18 protein-coding genes are annotated in these 16,563 nt (G+C 41.4%); 16 read left to right on the forward strand and 2 right to left on the reverse strand.

Going from position 1 to position 16,563, the window contains the following annotated elements; genetic code table 11:
- The first annotated feature begins 94 nt into the window (after positions 1-94).
- The 4 genes from L6773_RS15550 to L6773_RS15565 are packed head-to-tail and all read left to right on the forward strand — an operon-like array spanning position 95 to position 2,806.
- On the forward strand, positions 95-721 hold the full coding sequence (locus L6773_RS15550) for a CatB-related O-acetyltransferase (protein ID WP_237855364.1): 627 nt from the start codon (positions 95-97) through the stop codon (positions 719-721).
- Positions 714-1,262, forward strand: a complete 549-nt coding sequence (locus L6773_RS15555) for a DoxX family protein (RefSeq protein WP_237855365.1) — start codon at positions 714-716, stop codon at positions 1,260-1,262. Before L6773_RS15550 ends, L6773_RS15555 begins: the two co-directional genes overlap by 8 nt.
- Position 1,263: 1 nt before the next feature.
- Positions 1,264-1,944, forward strand: a complete 681-nt coding sequence (locus L6773_RS15560; RefSeq protein ID WP_237855366.1) for a hypothetical protein — start codon at positions 1,264-1,266, stop codon at positions 1,942-1,944.
- 46 nt (positions 1,945-1,990) lie between these two features.
- Positions 1,991-2,806, forward strand: coding sequence for a UbiA prenyltransferase family protein (locus L6773_RS15565; RefSeq protein WP_237855367.1), 816 nt, complete (start codon positions 1,991-1,993; stop codon positions 2,804-2,806).
- A 114-nt stretch (positions 2,807-2,920) separates the two neighbouring features.
- On the opposite strand, the gene L6773_RS15570 is transcribed toward L6773_RS15565, so the two are convergent.
- Positions 2,921-4,108, reverse strand: coding sequence for a metallophosphoesterase (locus tag L6773_RS15570; protein WP_237855368.1), 1,188 nt, complete (start codon positions 4,106-4,108; stop codon positions 2,921-2,923).
- A 192-nt stretch (positions 4,109-4,300) separates the two neighbouring features.
- Between L6773_RS15570 and thrS the strand changes: the two genes are divergently transcribed.
- Positions 4,301-6,268 (forward strand): threonine--tRNA ligase, encoded by a 1,968-nt coding sequence (gene thrS / locus L6773_RS15575; protein ID WP_237855369.1) that lies wholly within the window; start codon positions 4,301-4,303, stop codon positions 6,266-6,268.
- A 96-nt stretch (positions 6,269-6,364) separates the two neighbouring features.
- A complete protein-coding gene (infC, locus tag L6773_RS15580) occupies positions 6,365-6,889 on the forward strand; it encodes a translation initiation factor IF-3 (RefSeq protein WP_369431587.1) in 525 nt (174 codons plus the stop codon).
- Positions 6,890-6,972: 83 nt separating this feature from the next.
- Here the strand turns inward: infC and L6773_RS15585 are convergent, their stop codons facing one another.
- Positions 6,973-8,076, reverse strand: a complete 1,104-nt coding sequence (locus L6773_RS15585; protein ID WP_237855371.1) for an acyltransferase family protein — start codon at positions 8,074-8,076, stop codon at positions 6,973-6,975.
- A gap of 225 nt (positions 8,077-8,301) precedes the next feature.
- On the opposite strand from L6773_RS15585, the gene rpmI reads away from it, so the two are divergent.
- From rpmI to L6773_RS15635, 10 genes are all read left to right on the forward strand, one after another.
- Positions 8,302-8,499: a 50S ribosomal protein L35 gene (gene rpmI, locus L6773_RS15590; protein ID WP_237855372.1), complete on the forward strand. Its 198-nt coding sequence runs from the start codon at positions 8,302-8,304 to the stop codon at positions 8,497-8,499.
- Positions 8,500-8,537: 38 nt separating this feature from the next.
- Positions 8,538-8,885 (forward strand): 50S ribosomal protein L20, encoded by a 348-nt coding sequence (gene rplT, locus L6773_RS15595; protein WP_237855373.1) that lies wholly within the window; start codon positions 8,538-8,540, stop codon positions 8,883-8,885.
- Between the two features lie 432 nt (positions 8,886-9,317).
- Positions 9,318-10,322, forward strand: coding sequence for a phenylalanine--tRNA ligase subunit alpha (pheS, locus tag L6773_RS15600; RefSeq protein ID WP_237855374.1), 1,005 nt, complete (start codon positions 9,318-9,320; stop codon positions 10,320-10,322).
- Positions 10,323-10,393: 71 nt separating this feature from the next.
- Entirely contained in the window at positions 10,394-12,805 is a 2,412-nt protein-coding gene (gene pheT, locus L6773_RS15605) for a phenylalanine--tRNA ligase subunit beta (protein ID WP_237855375.1), read from the forward strand.
- 12 nt (positions 12,806-12,817) lie between these two features.
- Positions 12,818-13,066: a hypothetical protein gene (locus L6773_RS15610; protein ID WP_237855376.1), complete on the forward strand. Its 249-nt coding sequence runs from the start codon at positions 12,818-12,820 to the stop codon at positions 13,064-13,066.
- Positions 13,044-13,358 carry a cell division protein ZapA gene (locus L6773_RS15615; RefSeq protein ID WP_237855377.1) on the forward strand — a complete coding sequence of 105 codons (315 nt, stop codon included), beginning with the start codon at positions 13,044-13,046 and terminating at the stop codon, positions 13,356-13,358. The genes L6773_RS15610 and L6773_RS15615 overlap by 23 nt, the downstream gene beginning before the upstream one ends.
- A gap of 67 nt (positions 13,359-13,425) precedes the next feature.
- The gene (gene trhA / locus L6773_RS15620) at positions 13,426-14,040 is read left to right on the forward strand and encodes a PAQR family membrane homeostasis protein TrhA (RefSeq protein WP_237855378.1); all 615 of its coding nucleotides are present in this window, start codon (positions 13,426-13,428) and stop codon (positions 14,038-14,040) included.
- A gap of 233 nt (positions 14,041-14,273) precedes the next feature.
- Positions 14,274-15,086 (forward strand): TIGR00282 family metallophosphoesterase, encoded by an 813-nt coding sequence (locus L6773_RS15625; protein WP_237855379.1) that lies wholly within the window; start codon positions 14,274-14,276, stop codon positions 15,084-15,086.
- Position 15,087: 1 nt separating this feature from the next.
- Complete coding sequence (locus L6773_RS15630) at positions 15,088-15,777, forward strand: ABC transporter ATP-binding protein (RefSeq protein WP_237855380.1); 690 nt, start codon at positions 15,088-15,090, stop codon at positions 15,775-15,777.
- 136 nt (positions 15,778-15,913) lie between these two features.
- The gene (locus tag L6773_RS15635) at positions 15,914-16,558 is read left to right on the forward strand and encodes an HAD family hydrolase (protein WP_237855381.1); all 645 of its coding nucleotides are present in this window, start codon (positions 15,914-15,916) and stop codon (positions 16,556-16,558) included.
- Positions 16,559-16,563: the final 5 nt, after the last annotated feature.

The following is a 16,563-nucleotide window of genomic DNA, read 5'->3' on the forward strand; positions in this document are numbered from 1 at the left end:
TTCGAGATACACAAATAAGTCTAAAATGTCCCCCTTCGAAGGGGGACACTCCTTAACAAACTCATATCTCGAACTAAGGTTAAATTAATATCATATGACCGGACCCGATAAGAACATTGTCTTTCCACTCAAGGATTATAACCGCCTCTGTTTTCTCAAAAACATTATAGAAAATCCGAATATCATTGTGGGGGATTACACCTATTACGATGATTTTGAGGACGTTCACAACTTCGAAGAGAACGTCAAATATCATTTTGATTTTGTCGGGGATAAACTGATCATCGGTAAATTTTGCATGATCGCTTCGGATGTAACTTTTATCATGAATGGAGCGAATCATCTGACCAATTCAATCTCGACCTATCCGTTTGAAATTTTTGAGAATGGTTGGGAAAAAGCGATGGAGGGTAAAACCTACCCGGTAAAAGGCGATACAGTAATAGGCAATGATGTTTGGATCGGGTACAACGCCACCATTATGCCGGGAGTTCGGGTTGGTGATGGTGCCATCATTGCGACAAATTCAACCGTGGTAAAAGATGTGAACCCGTACTCTGTCGTTGGCGGAAATCCTGCGAGAGAGATCAAAAAAAGATTTTCAGATAAACAGATTGAAAAGTTCTTGGAGATTCAGTGGTGGAATTGGAAGATCGAAAAAATCACAGAAAATTTGCCGATTTTGACAGCTAACAATCCTGACGCCCTGGATCATGTTTGAAAGATTCTTGAAAAAATGCAGGCAGATTCGCTCAAAAGATCAACTGATAAGTTTCATCGAAAAGCTGGAGAGAGTTGGCAAAGCATTTTTTGCTCCCGTTGAAATCAAGTCAATATTCATAAATGTGCTTATCGCCATTCCCAGAATTGCATTTGGAGTCATTTTAATTTCAGATGTCTGGCGAAGAAAAATCGGTATGCCGGTCAATGAAACCTCAGGTTATGTAACTCAATTGATGGAAATTCCCGGCTGGCCGGATTGGATTGACAAAAACATGATCCTCTGGATTGATATCGTAGAAAAAATCGGCCAGGGCAGCGTTTTCATCTTTGGATTTAACACACGGCTTGTGGCGTTTGCCATGATCTGGACATCGCTCGAGCGCTGGTTTAACGAATTTATGATAGAAACACTCGTTCTCCCCTTGTACATTCTTTTTATTTCTGTCTGTTTCTACTCACTGATTTTGGGATCAGGGAAAATTGGGATTGATTACTGGATAAGCCGTAAACTTGACTCTAAAAGGAATAAGAATAGCTAACATGAAGAAGTTTTTGAAATGGGTAACTGGAGTAATGGTGTTTCTCACATTCGTTGTGACAACGTTCTATTGGTTTGAGGGTGAGAAAGAAGTCAGAATATTATGTTCAATGTTCAAACCCGGTCAATCAACAGAACACGTGATTCGAACTCTTGATACCGGCCACCATCTCGACTATATGCAAGAAAACAATCGGATCAGTGTAGACAGTCCCAAAACACTTGGCAGTTCCCGGTGCACCATAGAATTTTCAGAAGGCGGTGAGGTGATTTCAAGTCGCTACTCACAATCATTATCTCTAAACAAAATCGCTGCATGGATTGGAGTTTTCGGATTCCTGGGTATGGGCATCTTCCAGTTTCTGCTGGCTCTTGGTTACCCATACGGCAAACTGGCCTGGGGTGGATTTTATGAGAAACTACCTGTTTCGCTGCGAATTGGAAGTGGAATTGCAATTCTGATTTATGGCTATGGAATCATCGTTCTGCTTGAATCTGCTCAAATCATTCAAGTTATGAACAATCCTGAACTGGCAGAATATTCGGTGTGGATATTTGCTGCTCTTTTTGCATTGAGTACGATTGGGAATCTTCAATCAAATAGCGAACTGGAAAAAAGAATTATGACGCCCATTGGAATTCTTTTTTGTTATGTTTGCATCGTTGTGGGAATGGCCGGATAAAGAATATCTATTCTCTTAATAGCTTGATTCATCTTATTTTGAATGAATGCTCCGGCAAACCACAAAACGATTATTCGATTTTTACCTGAACAGCAGTATTCATGTAGCGCTTGCAGTTTCCGCATTTGCTGCAATCACCATGATCAATTTAAGGCTGGAGATCGATCTGTATCTGTTGTTCTTTATATTCTTCAGCACGATTATCGGGTACAATATCACGAAGTACACGGGAAGCCATCAATCCCCGGAAGCCGGAACAGAGCCAAGACAAAGTATTCTGATCTTCTCCATTCTATCTACTCTTCCACTACTCTATTTCATGTTTACTCAGCCACTCTCTATCATTATCATCTCTGCATTGATGGGGTTGATAACAATCTCATATAGTTGGCCTTTTCTATGGAGGCGTTCCAACCTGAGGGATATCACAAGCCTAAAAATTTTTGTGATCGCTTTCGTTTGGTCCGTCGTAACTGTCATTCTTCCGGTGTTGCCAGGTGCACTTACATTCGACATAAACCTGATCATTGAATTTGTTCAGCGATTTATATTTGTTCTCGTACTCACCCTACCTTTTGATATTCGAGATGCCCGATTTGATACCTATCAACTTGCCACAATTCCACAAGTGATTGGCATTAAACGCTCAAGAGTATTTGGAGTCTTTTTACTTTCCATTGTCGTACTCTTTGAATTTTTAAAAACTCCGCTGTTGATTGACCAGGCACTGATTTTAGCTGGAATTTCTATTCTAACCGCTTTCTTCGTGATGCGATCCGTCGTAAAACAGACCCAATATTATGCCTCTTTTTGGGTGGAGAGCATCCCAATTATTTGGTGTGGGTTATTGATTCTTTTTTGATCTGAAGAGACATGGTATGTCTCCTACTTTCACAAAATTAACTGCTTTCTCTAAGTTTTTTATTTATAGCTATTTCGAAGCTTCTATCAGACATACCATGTCTTTTGTAGAATCTCACTGAACCGTAATCACCGAAACTTGCGCAGGAGCATTGTATCGAATAGGAGAAAGTGTAAATCCGAGTCCGCTGTTCACATTCAGGAGCATATTTCCAAGATTCCAGTGGCCTTTCACGTAAGTAGTTTCAGACCGCACGGCAGTAAATGGATAGAAAAAGACGGGAATACGAACCTGTCCCCCGTGCGTATGGCCTGATAATAGTAGATCCGTTCCGCTTTCCTGCGAAAACTCAATTAAACGATCCGATGCCTGGTGACTCGATACAATTTTAATTCCATCATTCGGTGTACTGTTGATCAGTTGCTGAAGTTGACTTCTCTCAAGATTATAGCTGTAAATTTCTGTTACGCCGGCGATAAATATTGGAGTCCCGTTATGATCAATTTGAATGTGTTCGTTCTCCAATACTTGAATGTCTCTTTGTTCCAGAGCCTCTACAATATGGTCTGGTCCGGCCCAATAATCGTGATCCCCAATAACAGCATACACTCCATACGTTGATTTTATTTTCTGAAGTGCATCAGCTCCCTCCTGCACATGCCCAATACCTTCCGTAATCAGATCGCCCGTAAAAAAAACAAGGTCAGGTTCTTCTTGGTTAACTAACTGAATGTATCGATCCATTTTTTCAGCAGTCGTAAAGACATCTGCATGGAGATCTGTAATATGTACTATATTTAAAGGTGTCTGAAGCCGAGTACTGCTCTCCCCGGGAATTTCGTAGGTGATTCGTTCAACCACCATTCTGTTTGTATCCCAAACCATTTTTGCTGCTGTAAAGAGCAGTGTAAAGGCTGCCAATGTTAAAAATGTCTGAGCAAATCGAAGCTTGAGAAACTCTGTGCTGAAGCTTGAAAACTTATTAAAAACAGGTAACAGAAGATCATGTAGAATTAACCAGTTCAGCATCACCCCGGAAAATACAAAGCCAAACCAAAACAGGTAGATCATGAAATGCGGATAATCATCCACTGAAAATGTACCCTGCAAATTGAATTGCATAAGACCGGCAGCCGGGAATGCTACAAACAGCATCACAAGTATTACAAAAAACGATTTGAACATCCATATTGATTCAACCTCGACGATCGATAAACTTCTGAAATATCGAAAGCCGAAATAGGTAAGAAAAAGAACCAGGAGGATACTGGCGTACAGCACCATTCGTAATGGCCAGGGCATATTCAAAAAAATTAATTCAGAATTAAATAAGTCCCTAAAATATCATACTTAGATTTAAGTTGAAGGATTGTTCTTGATTTTTCAGAATTTTTACAGGCTTTTATTTCTCTTTTAAAGGTACCCAAGTATTTAGTATTTTTTAGGTTGATTAAAGAACCACTGAATTAAAAGAATTACGATTAACAAAACTGGATGTCAGAAGATTTAGTTACGCTTACCTTTCCTGATGGTGCGAAGAAAGAATATCCCAAAGGAATCACCGGATACGAAGTTGCCGAAAGTATTTCTAAAGGTCTCGCCCGCAATGCGTTAAGTATTACACTTGGAGATGAAATTAAAGATCTCGATCAACCCATTGAACGGGATGATACCATAAAAATTAACACCTGGGACACGGAGGACGGTCAGTATACATTCTGGCATTCGTCCGCACACTTGCTAGCAGAGGCGATCCAGGAACTCTACCCAAATGCAAAGTTCGGTATCGGTCCGCCGATTGAAGATGGATTTTATTACGATATCGATTTTGGTGAGGAGTCCTTTGGGCAGGATCAGCTCGAGGAGGTTGAAAATAAAATGATAGAGCTGGCTCGCAAGAAATCTGATTTTGAAAAGCGAAATGTATCCAAAGAAGATGCTCTCACGTTTTACAAGAAAAAGGGCAATGAATACAAGGTCGATCTGATTGAAGATCTTGAGGATGGAAATATCACGTTCTATCAACAGGGCGATTTTGTTGATCTCTGCCGGGGACCGCATATTCCGGATACCTCTCCCATCAAAGCAGTAAAACTTACCAAATTGGCCGGTGCTTACTGGAGAGGTGATTCAGACAGCAAACAATTGACTCGAATCTATGGAATCACGTTTCCAAAGCAGAAACTTCTGGATCAATACCTGGAACGGATTGAGGAAGCGAAGAAACGCGATCACAAGAAACTTGGGAAAGAACTCGGTATCTACATGATGGACAGCCTGGTGGGTCCCGGTCTGCCGCTCTGGTTGCCCAACGGGACCGTTTTACGCAGAACACTTGAAGCATTTCTGCGGGACGAACAGAAACGACGAGGATACCAGGAAGTCATTACACCACATATTGCCAATGTGGACCTTTACAGAAAATCGGGACATTATCCATACTACAAGGAATCTCAGTTCAACCCAATGGAGGTGGATGATGACGAGTATATGCTCAAGCCGATGAACTGTCCACATCATCACCAAATTTATTCGAATGAATTGAGAAGTTACCGGGAACTGCCGGTTCGATTGGCAGAGTTTGGAAGCGTGTATAGATACGAGCAGTCCGGTGAGTTGAATGGACTTTCAAGGGTCAGAGGATTTACCCAGGATGATGCCCACATCTACTGCATGCACGAACAGCTCAAAGATGAAATCAAACATGTAATTGAACTGACCCAGTTTGTATTTAATACATTTGGCATGCCGGTTGATATCCGCCTCTCGTATCGGGACGATAATGATGAAAAATACGGCGGCGACACTGAGTACTGGGAACGAGCTCAGAAAGAGATTAAGGAAGTAGCTGATGAGATGGAACTGGATTATAAAATCGCTGAGGGCGAAGCTAGTTTTTACGGGCCCAAAATCGATTTCATTATTCGTGATGCTATCGGACGAAAATGGCAGCTTGGAACCGTCCAGGTGGATTATGTAATGCCCGAGCGATTTGATCTGACCTATGTCGGCTCCGATAATGAGAAACATCGTCCGGTGATTATTCATCGAGCACCATTCGGTTCAATGGAGCGATTTGTAAGTATTTTAATTGAGCACTTTGCCGGAGATTTTCCACTTTGGCTTGCGCCAAAACAAATTGAGGTTCTCCCTATTTCGGATGATTACCTGGATTATGCGAATCATGTGGCGCAAAAATTCGAAGAACTGGGAATGAGAGTTCACGTTGACTCGAGATCTGAAAAAGTCGGTTCAAAAATACGTGATGCTGAAACCAGTAAAATTCCATATATGGTTATTGTTGGTTCCCAGGAACAAGATGACGGAACAGTTTCCGTTCGCCGACATAAAATGGGGGATATTGGAACGTTTACCCTAAATGATTTTTTAAATAAATTAAAAGACGAAATTGAAAACCGTTCCCTTCCTCCTTCACAGGAGACGGAAAAAATCAGTAATTAATTTTTTAATCTTTTTTTCTGATTTTTAAGTATAATCAATAGTTTATTTTTAAATATTAATAAAACGAAGAGGTAACTTATCGCAAGAAGACGACCCATAAGAAGAAGACGGAATGACGACCGCCCAAATGTCAATGATGAAATACGATCATCAAAAGTCCGGTTGATCCGTCCGGATGAAGAACACGAAGTCGTATCCATCGAAAGGGCTTTGGAAGTTGCTGCATCCTATGACCTTGACTTGGTGGAAGTGGCTCCGAATGCCAAACCCCCGGTTTGCAAAGTCATAGATTTCGGCAAATTTATGTACGAAAAGAAGAAAAAAGAGAAGGAAGCAAAGAAGAAGCAGCATACCATCCAGGTGAAAGAGCTTCGATTCCGGCCGAATACCGATGACCATGATCTGGAATTTAAAACACGTCACGCCAGAGAATTTTTAGAAGGCGGCGACAAAGTAAAAGCTACGGTACAGTTCAGGGGGCGGGATATGCTCTATACTGAGCAAGGTGAAGAGCTATTAAACAACCTTGCCGAAGAGCTTGATGACGTCGGAAAAATTGAATCTAAACCTACAATGGAAGGACGGCGAATGATTATGATCATCGCTCCTGATAAAAGTTAAATACTGATTTTTCTAAAATATTGAAGCGAACAGTTTCTGATTTACAACGTCAGAAATTTGTTCGCTTTTTTTTATCAAGCCGGTCAAACCTTTATAAAGATTTTTTTCTTGTAGAGAATGTAAACCGGAATGAAGCATAGAAAACAGTAAGAGAGAGCCCATATCAATGAAGCAAGATGCGGTTCAATTCCGAATGAAGTCAATCCATCCATGAAAAGTGAAACCAGGCTTTGATCTCCAATCCATGCTCTGTGAGTTACAACTAAAAACACACCCGACAGCACATACGCGGTAATGGCATTGGTACCAAACACTACACCCGCAAATGTGCCTTTTGATTTTCCCAAAAGATCAATCCAGTAGTAGCAGGCACCCAAAACCATGGATGCCAATCCTGAGGTGTACAACACGTACGAACTTGTCCAAATATGTTTGTTGATTGGAAACACCCAATCCCAGATGTTACCCAAGGTGAAAGCTGCAAGTCCGCCAACCATTAAACCGATCACTTTTCGGTCCCGTGATCGATCACTCACAATTAAATAACCCGCTATCATTCCGGTGATTCCACTTGCAATCGTCGGGAGTGTACTCAACAAACCTTCCGGATCCCATGTACCCTGGTACAATCTGCCCGGGATAAAGGTAGTGTCTATCCAGGCGGCGATATTACGTCCCGGTTCAGCCAGGGATAAACCAAGTTCTGGGTGAGGAATCAGCGCCATTACCAACCAATACCCAATAAGCAGCCCCCAGCCTATCCAAAGTTGAGTTTTGCGAGTTGTATACAATAATAGAAGCGCACAGCTGAAAAAGACGATTGCGATCCGTTGCAGCACCCCGGGAAGACGAATATTTGCAAAATCAAATTCAGGAAAGAGTGCCAAAAAAATTCCCAAAGCGAATATAATAAAAGAACGTTTTAAAATTTTGGGAACCATCTCCTTTCTTTCCCTCCCCCGTTCCAGGTACTTTGTATATGCAAGAACAATAGATACACCAACAATGAATATGAAAAATGGAAAGACAAGATCCGTAGGTGTTGCCCCATTCCATTCAGCATGGGTCAAAGGCGGATACACATAACTCCACGAACCGGGTGTATTTACGATTATCATCCCCATGATCGTGAGTCCCCGGAAAAAATCTAAAGATATTAATCGATTTGATGGTGCTTTAGCAGTCAAAACAGAATTAAATTAATTTTTCTATTCAGTTATACTATCCACGAAAAAACACTGCTAATCTACATTATTTCATGGTAAGTATGCACTCTTTCCTTTGAAAGATTTAGAAAGCAAATCTCTTTGAGGCACTAAATTCGATGAAATCATTTAAGATAAAATTGCTTTTTTAAAAGGAGAAAGGTTCTTATCTTGAAAGTCTGTTAATTTTCAGAAAACACGGATACTATGCCAAAAATGAAATCAAACAGTGGTGCTAAGAAGCGTTTTAAGAAAACCGGAAGCGGTAAAATTAAGCGTAAAAAAGCTTTTAAAAGCCACATTTTGACAAAAAAATCAAGCAAGAGGAAAAACAATCTTGGAAAAGACACATTGGTTCACAAATCCAATGAAAAGTCTATTGAACGATTGATTCCTTATAGCTAACACAAAATTCAATAATAACCTTTAAAACGTAAATACAAATGCCACGATCACGAAATCTGGTGGCTTCCCGTCGCCGTCGCCGAAAAATTTTGAAACAGGCGAAAGGTTACTGGGGCAGAAGAAAAAACGTTTATACCGTTGCTAAAAACGCGGTAGAAAAAGGCCTGCAATATCAATATCGAGACCGAAAGGTTCGAAAGCGATCATTCCGGCGTCTTTGGATTACACGTATTAACGCTGCTGCCCGATTGAACGGAACCACCTATGCCAAGCTCATTCACGGCTTGAAAGAAAACGAAATAAATCTCAATCGGAAGATGCTTGCTGATATTGCAGTAAGAGATCCTGAAACATTTTCTGAAATTGTGAAAGAGGCTGGCCAATAAGCCTCTACTGCTATTCAAACCGGCAGATCCATTGGATTTGCCGGTTTTTTTTGGCTTTAAAAATTCCCTGAACTTCAAGACATGGTATTTTTTGTGTTATTTTAAAATCTGGGTACTGGCATCTAAATTATTGCTATTTTTTGGTGCTTTACCTGCAAGAAAAAATACCATGTCTCACCCAAAAATATGATGATAGGCTCTAACTGGTGCAAGTTTGTAACTCGTACCTGGAGTTCGCACAAGTTACAAACTTACGCGAGTATTGGGTGGGGAGCTCTCCTCCATCGAGATGTGCAGATCCCCAAATTTCACCATATCTCAATAAATCAGGAATGGTTTACTTTCCCCCTTCAAAGAGAGAACTTTAAAAAATTAGTTCTAAAATCCGTTATCTTCCTTAGAAGAAATTAATTACGAAAGTCTACATAGTTCATGCTCGATAAAATCAATGATATAAAGGAAAAAATTCAAAGCTTCAGTATCGAAAACGAAGATGAGCTTGAAGCATTTCGGCTGGAGTTTCTTTCCAGGAACGGAAAAGTTCAATCCATGTTCGGCCTCATGAAAGATGTGCCCAATGAAAAAAAAGCTGAAGTGGGTAAATTGATGAATGAAGTAAAGAACCTGGCCCATCAAACTTTTGAGAATGCAAAAGTTGAGTTACTAAAAAGCGAGGAGAAGGAGTTCGGTGCTCTTGAAGATATTACACTTCCCGTTGAGTCAACATATACGGGTTCTTACCATCCACTGAATCGAGCCCTCAATGAAATCAAACAGATTTTTTTGCGTCTTGGATTTAATATTGCCGATGGTCCTGAGCTGGAAGATGATTTCCATAATTTTACGGCTCTGAATTTTCCGCCGGATCATCCCGCGCGTGATATGCAGGATACATTTTTCGTTCGAAAATCGGAGGAAGAACAAGACCTGGTCCTGCGGACTCACACATCCCCGGTTCAAATCCGGCTGATGAAGGAAAAAGAACCGCCTTTACGATCTATCATCCCCGGACGGGTTTTTCGCAATGAAGCTGTCACTGCAAAATCGTATTTCCAGTTCAACCAGGTTGAAGGGCTCTATGTAAATGTACGAGTGACTATGGGTGAACTGATTGAAACCCTGGTGATGTTTGCTCAACTGATGTACGGAAGTGACGTAAAATACCGGGTTCGTCCCTCCTATTTTCCATTTACTGAACCCAGTATTGAGATGGACGTTTGGTGGGAAAGCGAAAAAGGCGGACAATGGCTCGAAATTCTCGGCGCCGGAATGGTTGACCCAAACGTTTTTGAATCAGTAGACGTCGACTCGGAAAAATATACCGGCTTTGCGTTTGGAATGGGCGTCGACCGAATTGCCATGCTTCGATATGGTATCGACGACATCCGCCTGCTTTACGACAACGACATTCGATTCTTAGAACAATTTAAATCATAAACTCTGAATTCGGTGAATGTTCATTGAATTCAGCATGTCGATGATCATTCGCTGATCTTTCTTGATCCATTATGAAAATTTCTTACAACTGGCTTAAACAATATCTTGATTTCGACCTCACCCCTGAGAAAACTGATGAAAAACTGACTTTGCTTGGTCTTGAAGTTGAAGAGACCGAAACAGTTGGGTCTGATTTTGAACATTTCGTTGTGGGGGAAGTGAAAGAGGTTCGGGCTCACCCTAACGCTGATAAATTGGTTCTTTGTGATGTTGACCTGGGCGACGAAACTGTTCAAATTGCCTGTGGAGCCCCCAATGTTTCTGCCAATCAAAAAGTACCGGTTGCCAAAGTGGGTGCTACGATTCCGGTACCGATGAAAGATGGCTCATATCTCACCATCAAAAAAGCCAAACTTCGCGGGGAAACTTCCAATGGTATGATCTGTTCAGAGTCTGAACTTGGGCTGAGTGACGATCATTCCGGAATTATGGTAATGGACGATTCAATTGAAACCGGAACTCCTCTGAAAACAGCACTTGACGTTGAAAAGGATACGGTATTTGAAGTTGCTCTCACTCCCAATCGCCCGGATGCTTCATGCCATATCGGAGCAGCCAGGGATCTTTCTGCAGTTACGGGTGGTGAGCTAAAAAATCCCTATTCCAACATTGATGAGAAAGAAAGCAACCTAAACGACGATATTTCAATTTCAATAGAGGATGAAGACAAATGCCATCGATACGTAGGCATTATTGTAGATGATGTGAAGGTGGAAGAATCACCGAATTGGTTAAAAAACCGGTTGACGGCCATAGGCCTTCGTCCTATTAATAACATTGTGGATGTAACCAATTTCATTAATCACGAAATTAGTCAGCCTCTTCACGCTTTCGATTATGACCTTATTGGCGATAAAAAAATCGTTGTAAAAAGTTATGACGAAGAGAAGAAATTTATCACCCTGGATAGTATAGAGCGAACGGTTCCGGCCGGATCACTTTTTATCTGTGATGGAAATGGCCCTGTAGCAATTGCAGGAGTGATGGGAGGCGAAAACAGTGAAGTAACCGAAGGCACAACTAAAATTCTGATAGAAAGTGCATATTTCAACCCGTCCTCCATTCGAAAGACTTCAAAAAGCCTTGCACTACAAACAGACAGCTCCTATCGTTTTGAACGAGGAATTGACCCATCTATACAGCAAAAAGCAGCATGGAGAGCTGCAGAATTGATAGCAGAATTAACCGGCGGAACCATCAATCCAAATGTTGTGGATGTACACCCGGTTAAGACTGAGCCTATTGATGTGGCACTGCGAGTATCAAGAATCAACCACCTATTAGGTACAGAACTTGAAAAGGAGCAGGTAGTTAACATACTTTCTAAACTTGAGATTGAGGTCTCTTCATCTGATGAAGATAAACTCACTTGTATCATTCCAACCTTCCGTCCGGACATCACCCGCGAAGTTGACCTGATAGAAGAAGTTGGCCGAGTGTATGATTACAACAATATTCCGCGACCGGACTCATCTCCTTTTATCTCTCCGCAGCCCTTGTCTGACCGGGAAGAGTTCCAGGAACGCATTCGAGAGCTTGTAAAATCACTTCGTTACAAAGAGATCAGCACAAATTCTTTGTTATCGAAAAAAGAGGCAGATCTTTTGGCTGATGAAGATTTTCAAATTCACTCCCTGAATCCAGTATCACAGGAAAATACAACGCTGAGGACTCATCTCACCGGAGGATTCCTTAAAGCGGTTCAGTATAATCTCAATCGAAATGCAACCCAGCTTCGATTTTTCGAAATTGGTCACATCTTCAGAAATAGTGATGAGGGAACCTGGATTGATGGTATAGAAGAACACGTACATCTTTACATGGGACTATGCGGTCAATCTAAAAAAGACAACTGGCAGAGCGATGAAAATGATTTTTCTATTTTTGATCTGAAAGCAGATCTCGAAGCTGTTTTTAACAATCTTGGTATCTCTGATTCTATTGTAGCTGAGGCAGAGGGAAACAATACCATCGTTTATAAGTATGCTAATCAAGAGGCATCAACTTTAAAACGAATTGATTCTGAATTGTTGAAAGGCTTTGACATTGAAGCGGATGTATATGGAGCAGAAATTGATCTGACACTCTTACTTCAGAATGGTATCGGGAAGAAAGAGATGACCTATCAACCGATTGTGAAATTCCCCACATTTGAATTTGATGCAGCCTTTACGGTAGACAAGGGAGTTCGGGCGGGTGATCTCGCCAAAGAGATCAAAGAAACGGCCGGTGAGATTCTTCAATCTGTTTCCGTTTTCGATGTATATGAAGGCGAAAACCTTGGCGCAGATAAAAAAAGTATTGCATTTCGGCTGACTTTTTTAGATTCTAATAAAACATTGAACATCAAGGATGTAGAGCCTGTTGTTCAAAAAATTGTACAAAAACTTGAAAAAACCGTCGGAGCCAAACTTCGATCTTAATTTCCTAAGTCCATGGCTGTGAATGAGATCCAAAAAGAGACATTCCAAAAGTTACTGGATCAGATACGTACTCGTGTTCAGCATTTAAAAAAGCAGAACAAAGAACTGAACCGCGAGAATATGAAATTGAAGTCAAAACTGAATGAGCTTCAAAAGGATCAAGCCGATATTTTTTCGAACATCAGTGAATCTGAACGAATTGCAATGCGCCACCAGGTAACTGATTTAATCGAGAAGATTGACAAATACCTGGAGGATTGAGATGGAATCGATTAAAGTAAATATTCTTGGCAAGCAGATCCCTCTCAAGGTTGAGGACAGCGAGGTAGAAAATACCCGGAAAATTGCCCAATATGTTGACGAAAAATTTAAACTTTTCCGGAACCAGTTTTCTAATCAGCCCGATTCTACAATTATGATCCTGGCTTGCCTGAGTATCACGGAAGAGCTTTTTGAACTTCGTACCGAGCTCAATCAATCCGATGAAAAGGAGAGCGAGTTGATGGATAAAATCAACGACGAAATCTCAAAGCTCATTAAAGATATTTCTTAAACTCACCGAGCGCAGGGAATGCTTTAATACCTATCCATGTTTCCATTTTTGTATTCAAAGAATGACTATGTATAAAGGCGAACGATTTAACAGCTACACACATCTCATTGGCAGTATCGGTTCAGCGGTAGGGTTGGCTGTGCTCATCTATATAGCTGTTCAAAAAGGTGGATTTTGGAGAATAACCAGTTTTACTATTTACGGCTTGAGCCTGCTCACTCTTTATACCTGCTCAACGCTCTATCACAGTTTTCGCGGTAAGTGGAAAAACATCTTTCGTAAACTGGATCATATTTCAATCTACCTGCTGATAGCCGGTACTTATACACCATTCACTCTTATCACGCTTCGCGGAGATATTGGATGGATTTTATTTGGAGTTGTGTGGGGACTTGCTGCGATAGGCATCGTTATCGACCTCCTTCATAAAGCAGGCAGCAGAATTCTCCAGGTTGCAATCTATTTGGGCATGGGTTGGATCGCATTTTTCCTTTTTGATACGCTCATCAGCCGAATTTCGATTGAAGGTTTCTCATGGCTAATGGCCGGCGGGCTATTCTATACGATGGGAGTTATCTTTTTTGCCCTGAGTGATAAACACAGACTTGCCCATGGAATTTGGCATCTGTTTGTACTGGCCGGTAGTTTTAGTCATTTTGTGACGATTGTACAGTACGTTTAACCCCATGTAGCTCGGCTCGCCTGAGCCGAAAATTTCAATTTATCCATTTACTGAATTCTATCAGTTTCAATTTTACGAGTGGCTCCTGTAAAATGATCCCTGCGATACAAATTGGATAGAATTTAAGAGAAACGGGTCAGCGACCCGATCTACGTTATTTCAATTTTTCTTTCACTCTCTCCCCTAAAAATCACTACTTTCCATCTTGTTAATTTTTGATGTCAAACCATTTTATGTCTGATACAGTAAGAGTTTTTTTTATTTCCGATATCGTTGGTGAACCCGGGCTGGCACTGCTCGAAACCATTTTTCCATCATTACGAGACAAATACGATCCCGATTTCATCATTGCCAATGCTGAAAATTCCCATGAAGGCCGCGGGCTGAACCGTCACATCGTCAAAAGACTTTATGATCTTGAAGTAGATGCAATCACCGGCGGAAACCATTCGTTCGACAAATGGAAAATCTTTTCCTACATGAAAACCGACGACCACCTCCTCCGTCCTCTCAATTTCCCAAAAGGAAATGCCGGTTATGGATATGGAATTTATGATATCGGTAAAACCGGTTTTAAAATGGGTGTTTTAAATTTACAGGGACGTACATTTATGGCGGATATTGATGATCCGTTTTCTACCTCGGATTGGGCTCTGGATCGTATCAAAGAGGAAACAAACCTGATTTTTGTTGATTTCCATGCAGAAGCCACAGCAGAGAAAATGGCGTACGCCTGGACAGTTGACGGCGAAGTTTCCGCAGTGGTGGGAACTCATACACATACCCCCACAAACGATGCCCGAATTCTGCCAAAAGGCACAGGATACATTACTGATGTGGGTATGACCGGTCCGTTTGATTCTGTGATTGGCATGGACAAAGATACCTCCATCCGGCGATTTACCCTGGGAACACCTCAGCGCTACAAAATTGCCAAGAACGACAACCGAATGTGTGGTGTGGTTGTGGATATTGACACAGAAACAGGGAAGTGTACCTCCATTGAACCGGTTATTTACCCGGAATTTCAGAACAAAGCAGATTGAAATGAGTGACGATTTTGTACTCCAGTGCTCCGATATTCATAAAGAATTTCCATCCGAATCCGGAAATGGTGTATTGAGAATTTTACAGGGTGTAGACCTGCAAGTTAAGAAAGCTGAAATTATCTCAATTGTCGGTTCCAGCGGCAGCGGTAAAAGTACTCTGCTCCATATTCTTGGTGGACTGGATCATCCCACATCCGGCGATGTTTTTTGGGAAGGGAAATCGATCTACCGGTACAATAAAGATCAGCTTGCCGAGCAACGAAATAAGCAAGTTGGTTTTGTATTCCAGTTCCATCATCTGTTGCCGGAATTTACAGCTATGGAAAATGTTATGATGCCGGCCCTGATCCAGGATGTCCCCTTGCCAAATGCAGAAAACAGGGCAAAAGAACTGCTGGATCGATTTGGAATGAGCGGCCGCCTCAACCACAGGCCTTCACAGTTATCAGGCGGCGAACAGCAGAGAGTTTCGATGGCAAGAGCGCTGACCAACAATCCTGCAATTATTTTGGCGGATGAACCAACCGGTAATCTCGATGAAAAAAATACGGAATCGATCCTCAGTCTTCTTTTCCAGCTACGGGATATGGAAGAGGTTTCGATTGTGCTAATCACACATGAAAAAGATATTGCTACCCGGTGTGATATTGTTTATTCACTGCATAATGGAACATTGAACGGAATTTAGGTGCACCCTCCAGGGTTCAATAAGCCATCTTTTAACTACTGCTAACTATAAACCCCCGGAGGGTATAGTTTTTTAAAAATTCCTCTTCAAATGGGGGACACTCCCCAACAAATAACTCATTAAAAAAGAAAATGAAATGATCTCTTGTGTAATTTTTGATATGGATGGCGTCATTATCGACAGTGAGCCGATCTATATGCAGGTTGAACAGGATCTGTTCAAGGAAGTGGGATTGGAACTTTCCCATGAAGAACATGCCACCTTCGTGGGGCGATCAGACTTGTGGAAGGTACTCAAAGAAAAGTACAAGCTGGATATCAACATTCAGGAAATTCATAAAGAGGAAAACAAGAGATACCTGGATATTATTAAAAACTCTTTTGATGGTTCTCCTATTAAAGGTGTTGTTGATGTAATTGGAGAACTTCATGACAACAGCATCAAGCTTGCACTCGCCTCATCGTCCGAAATGAAGAATATTGAGTTGGTGTTAACAAAGTTCGGCCTGCTGAACTACTTTGATTTGAGAATTAGCGGTGCTGACCTCGAAACTTCCAAACCGCACCCGGAAATCTTCGAAAAAGCAGCTAAAATGGCCAACAGATCTCCGGAAAACTGCCTGGTGATCGAAGACTCCGCCAATGGCGTACGAGCCGCAAAAGCAGCCGGGATGCAATGTATCGGTTTCAGAAATCCAAACTCCGGAAACCAGGATCTCTCGACCGCAGACTGGATTATTGACAGTTTCGATGAGTTTGATTTGGAGAAGTTAGAAGGATGAATGAC

It is taken from the genome of Rhodohalobacter sulfatireducens, from assembly GCF_022012475.1.
Classification (GTDB): domain Bacteria; phylum Bacteroidota; class Rhodothermia; order Balneolales; family Balneolaceae; genus Rhodohalobacter; species Rhodohalobacter sulfatireducens.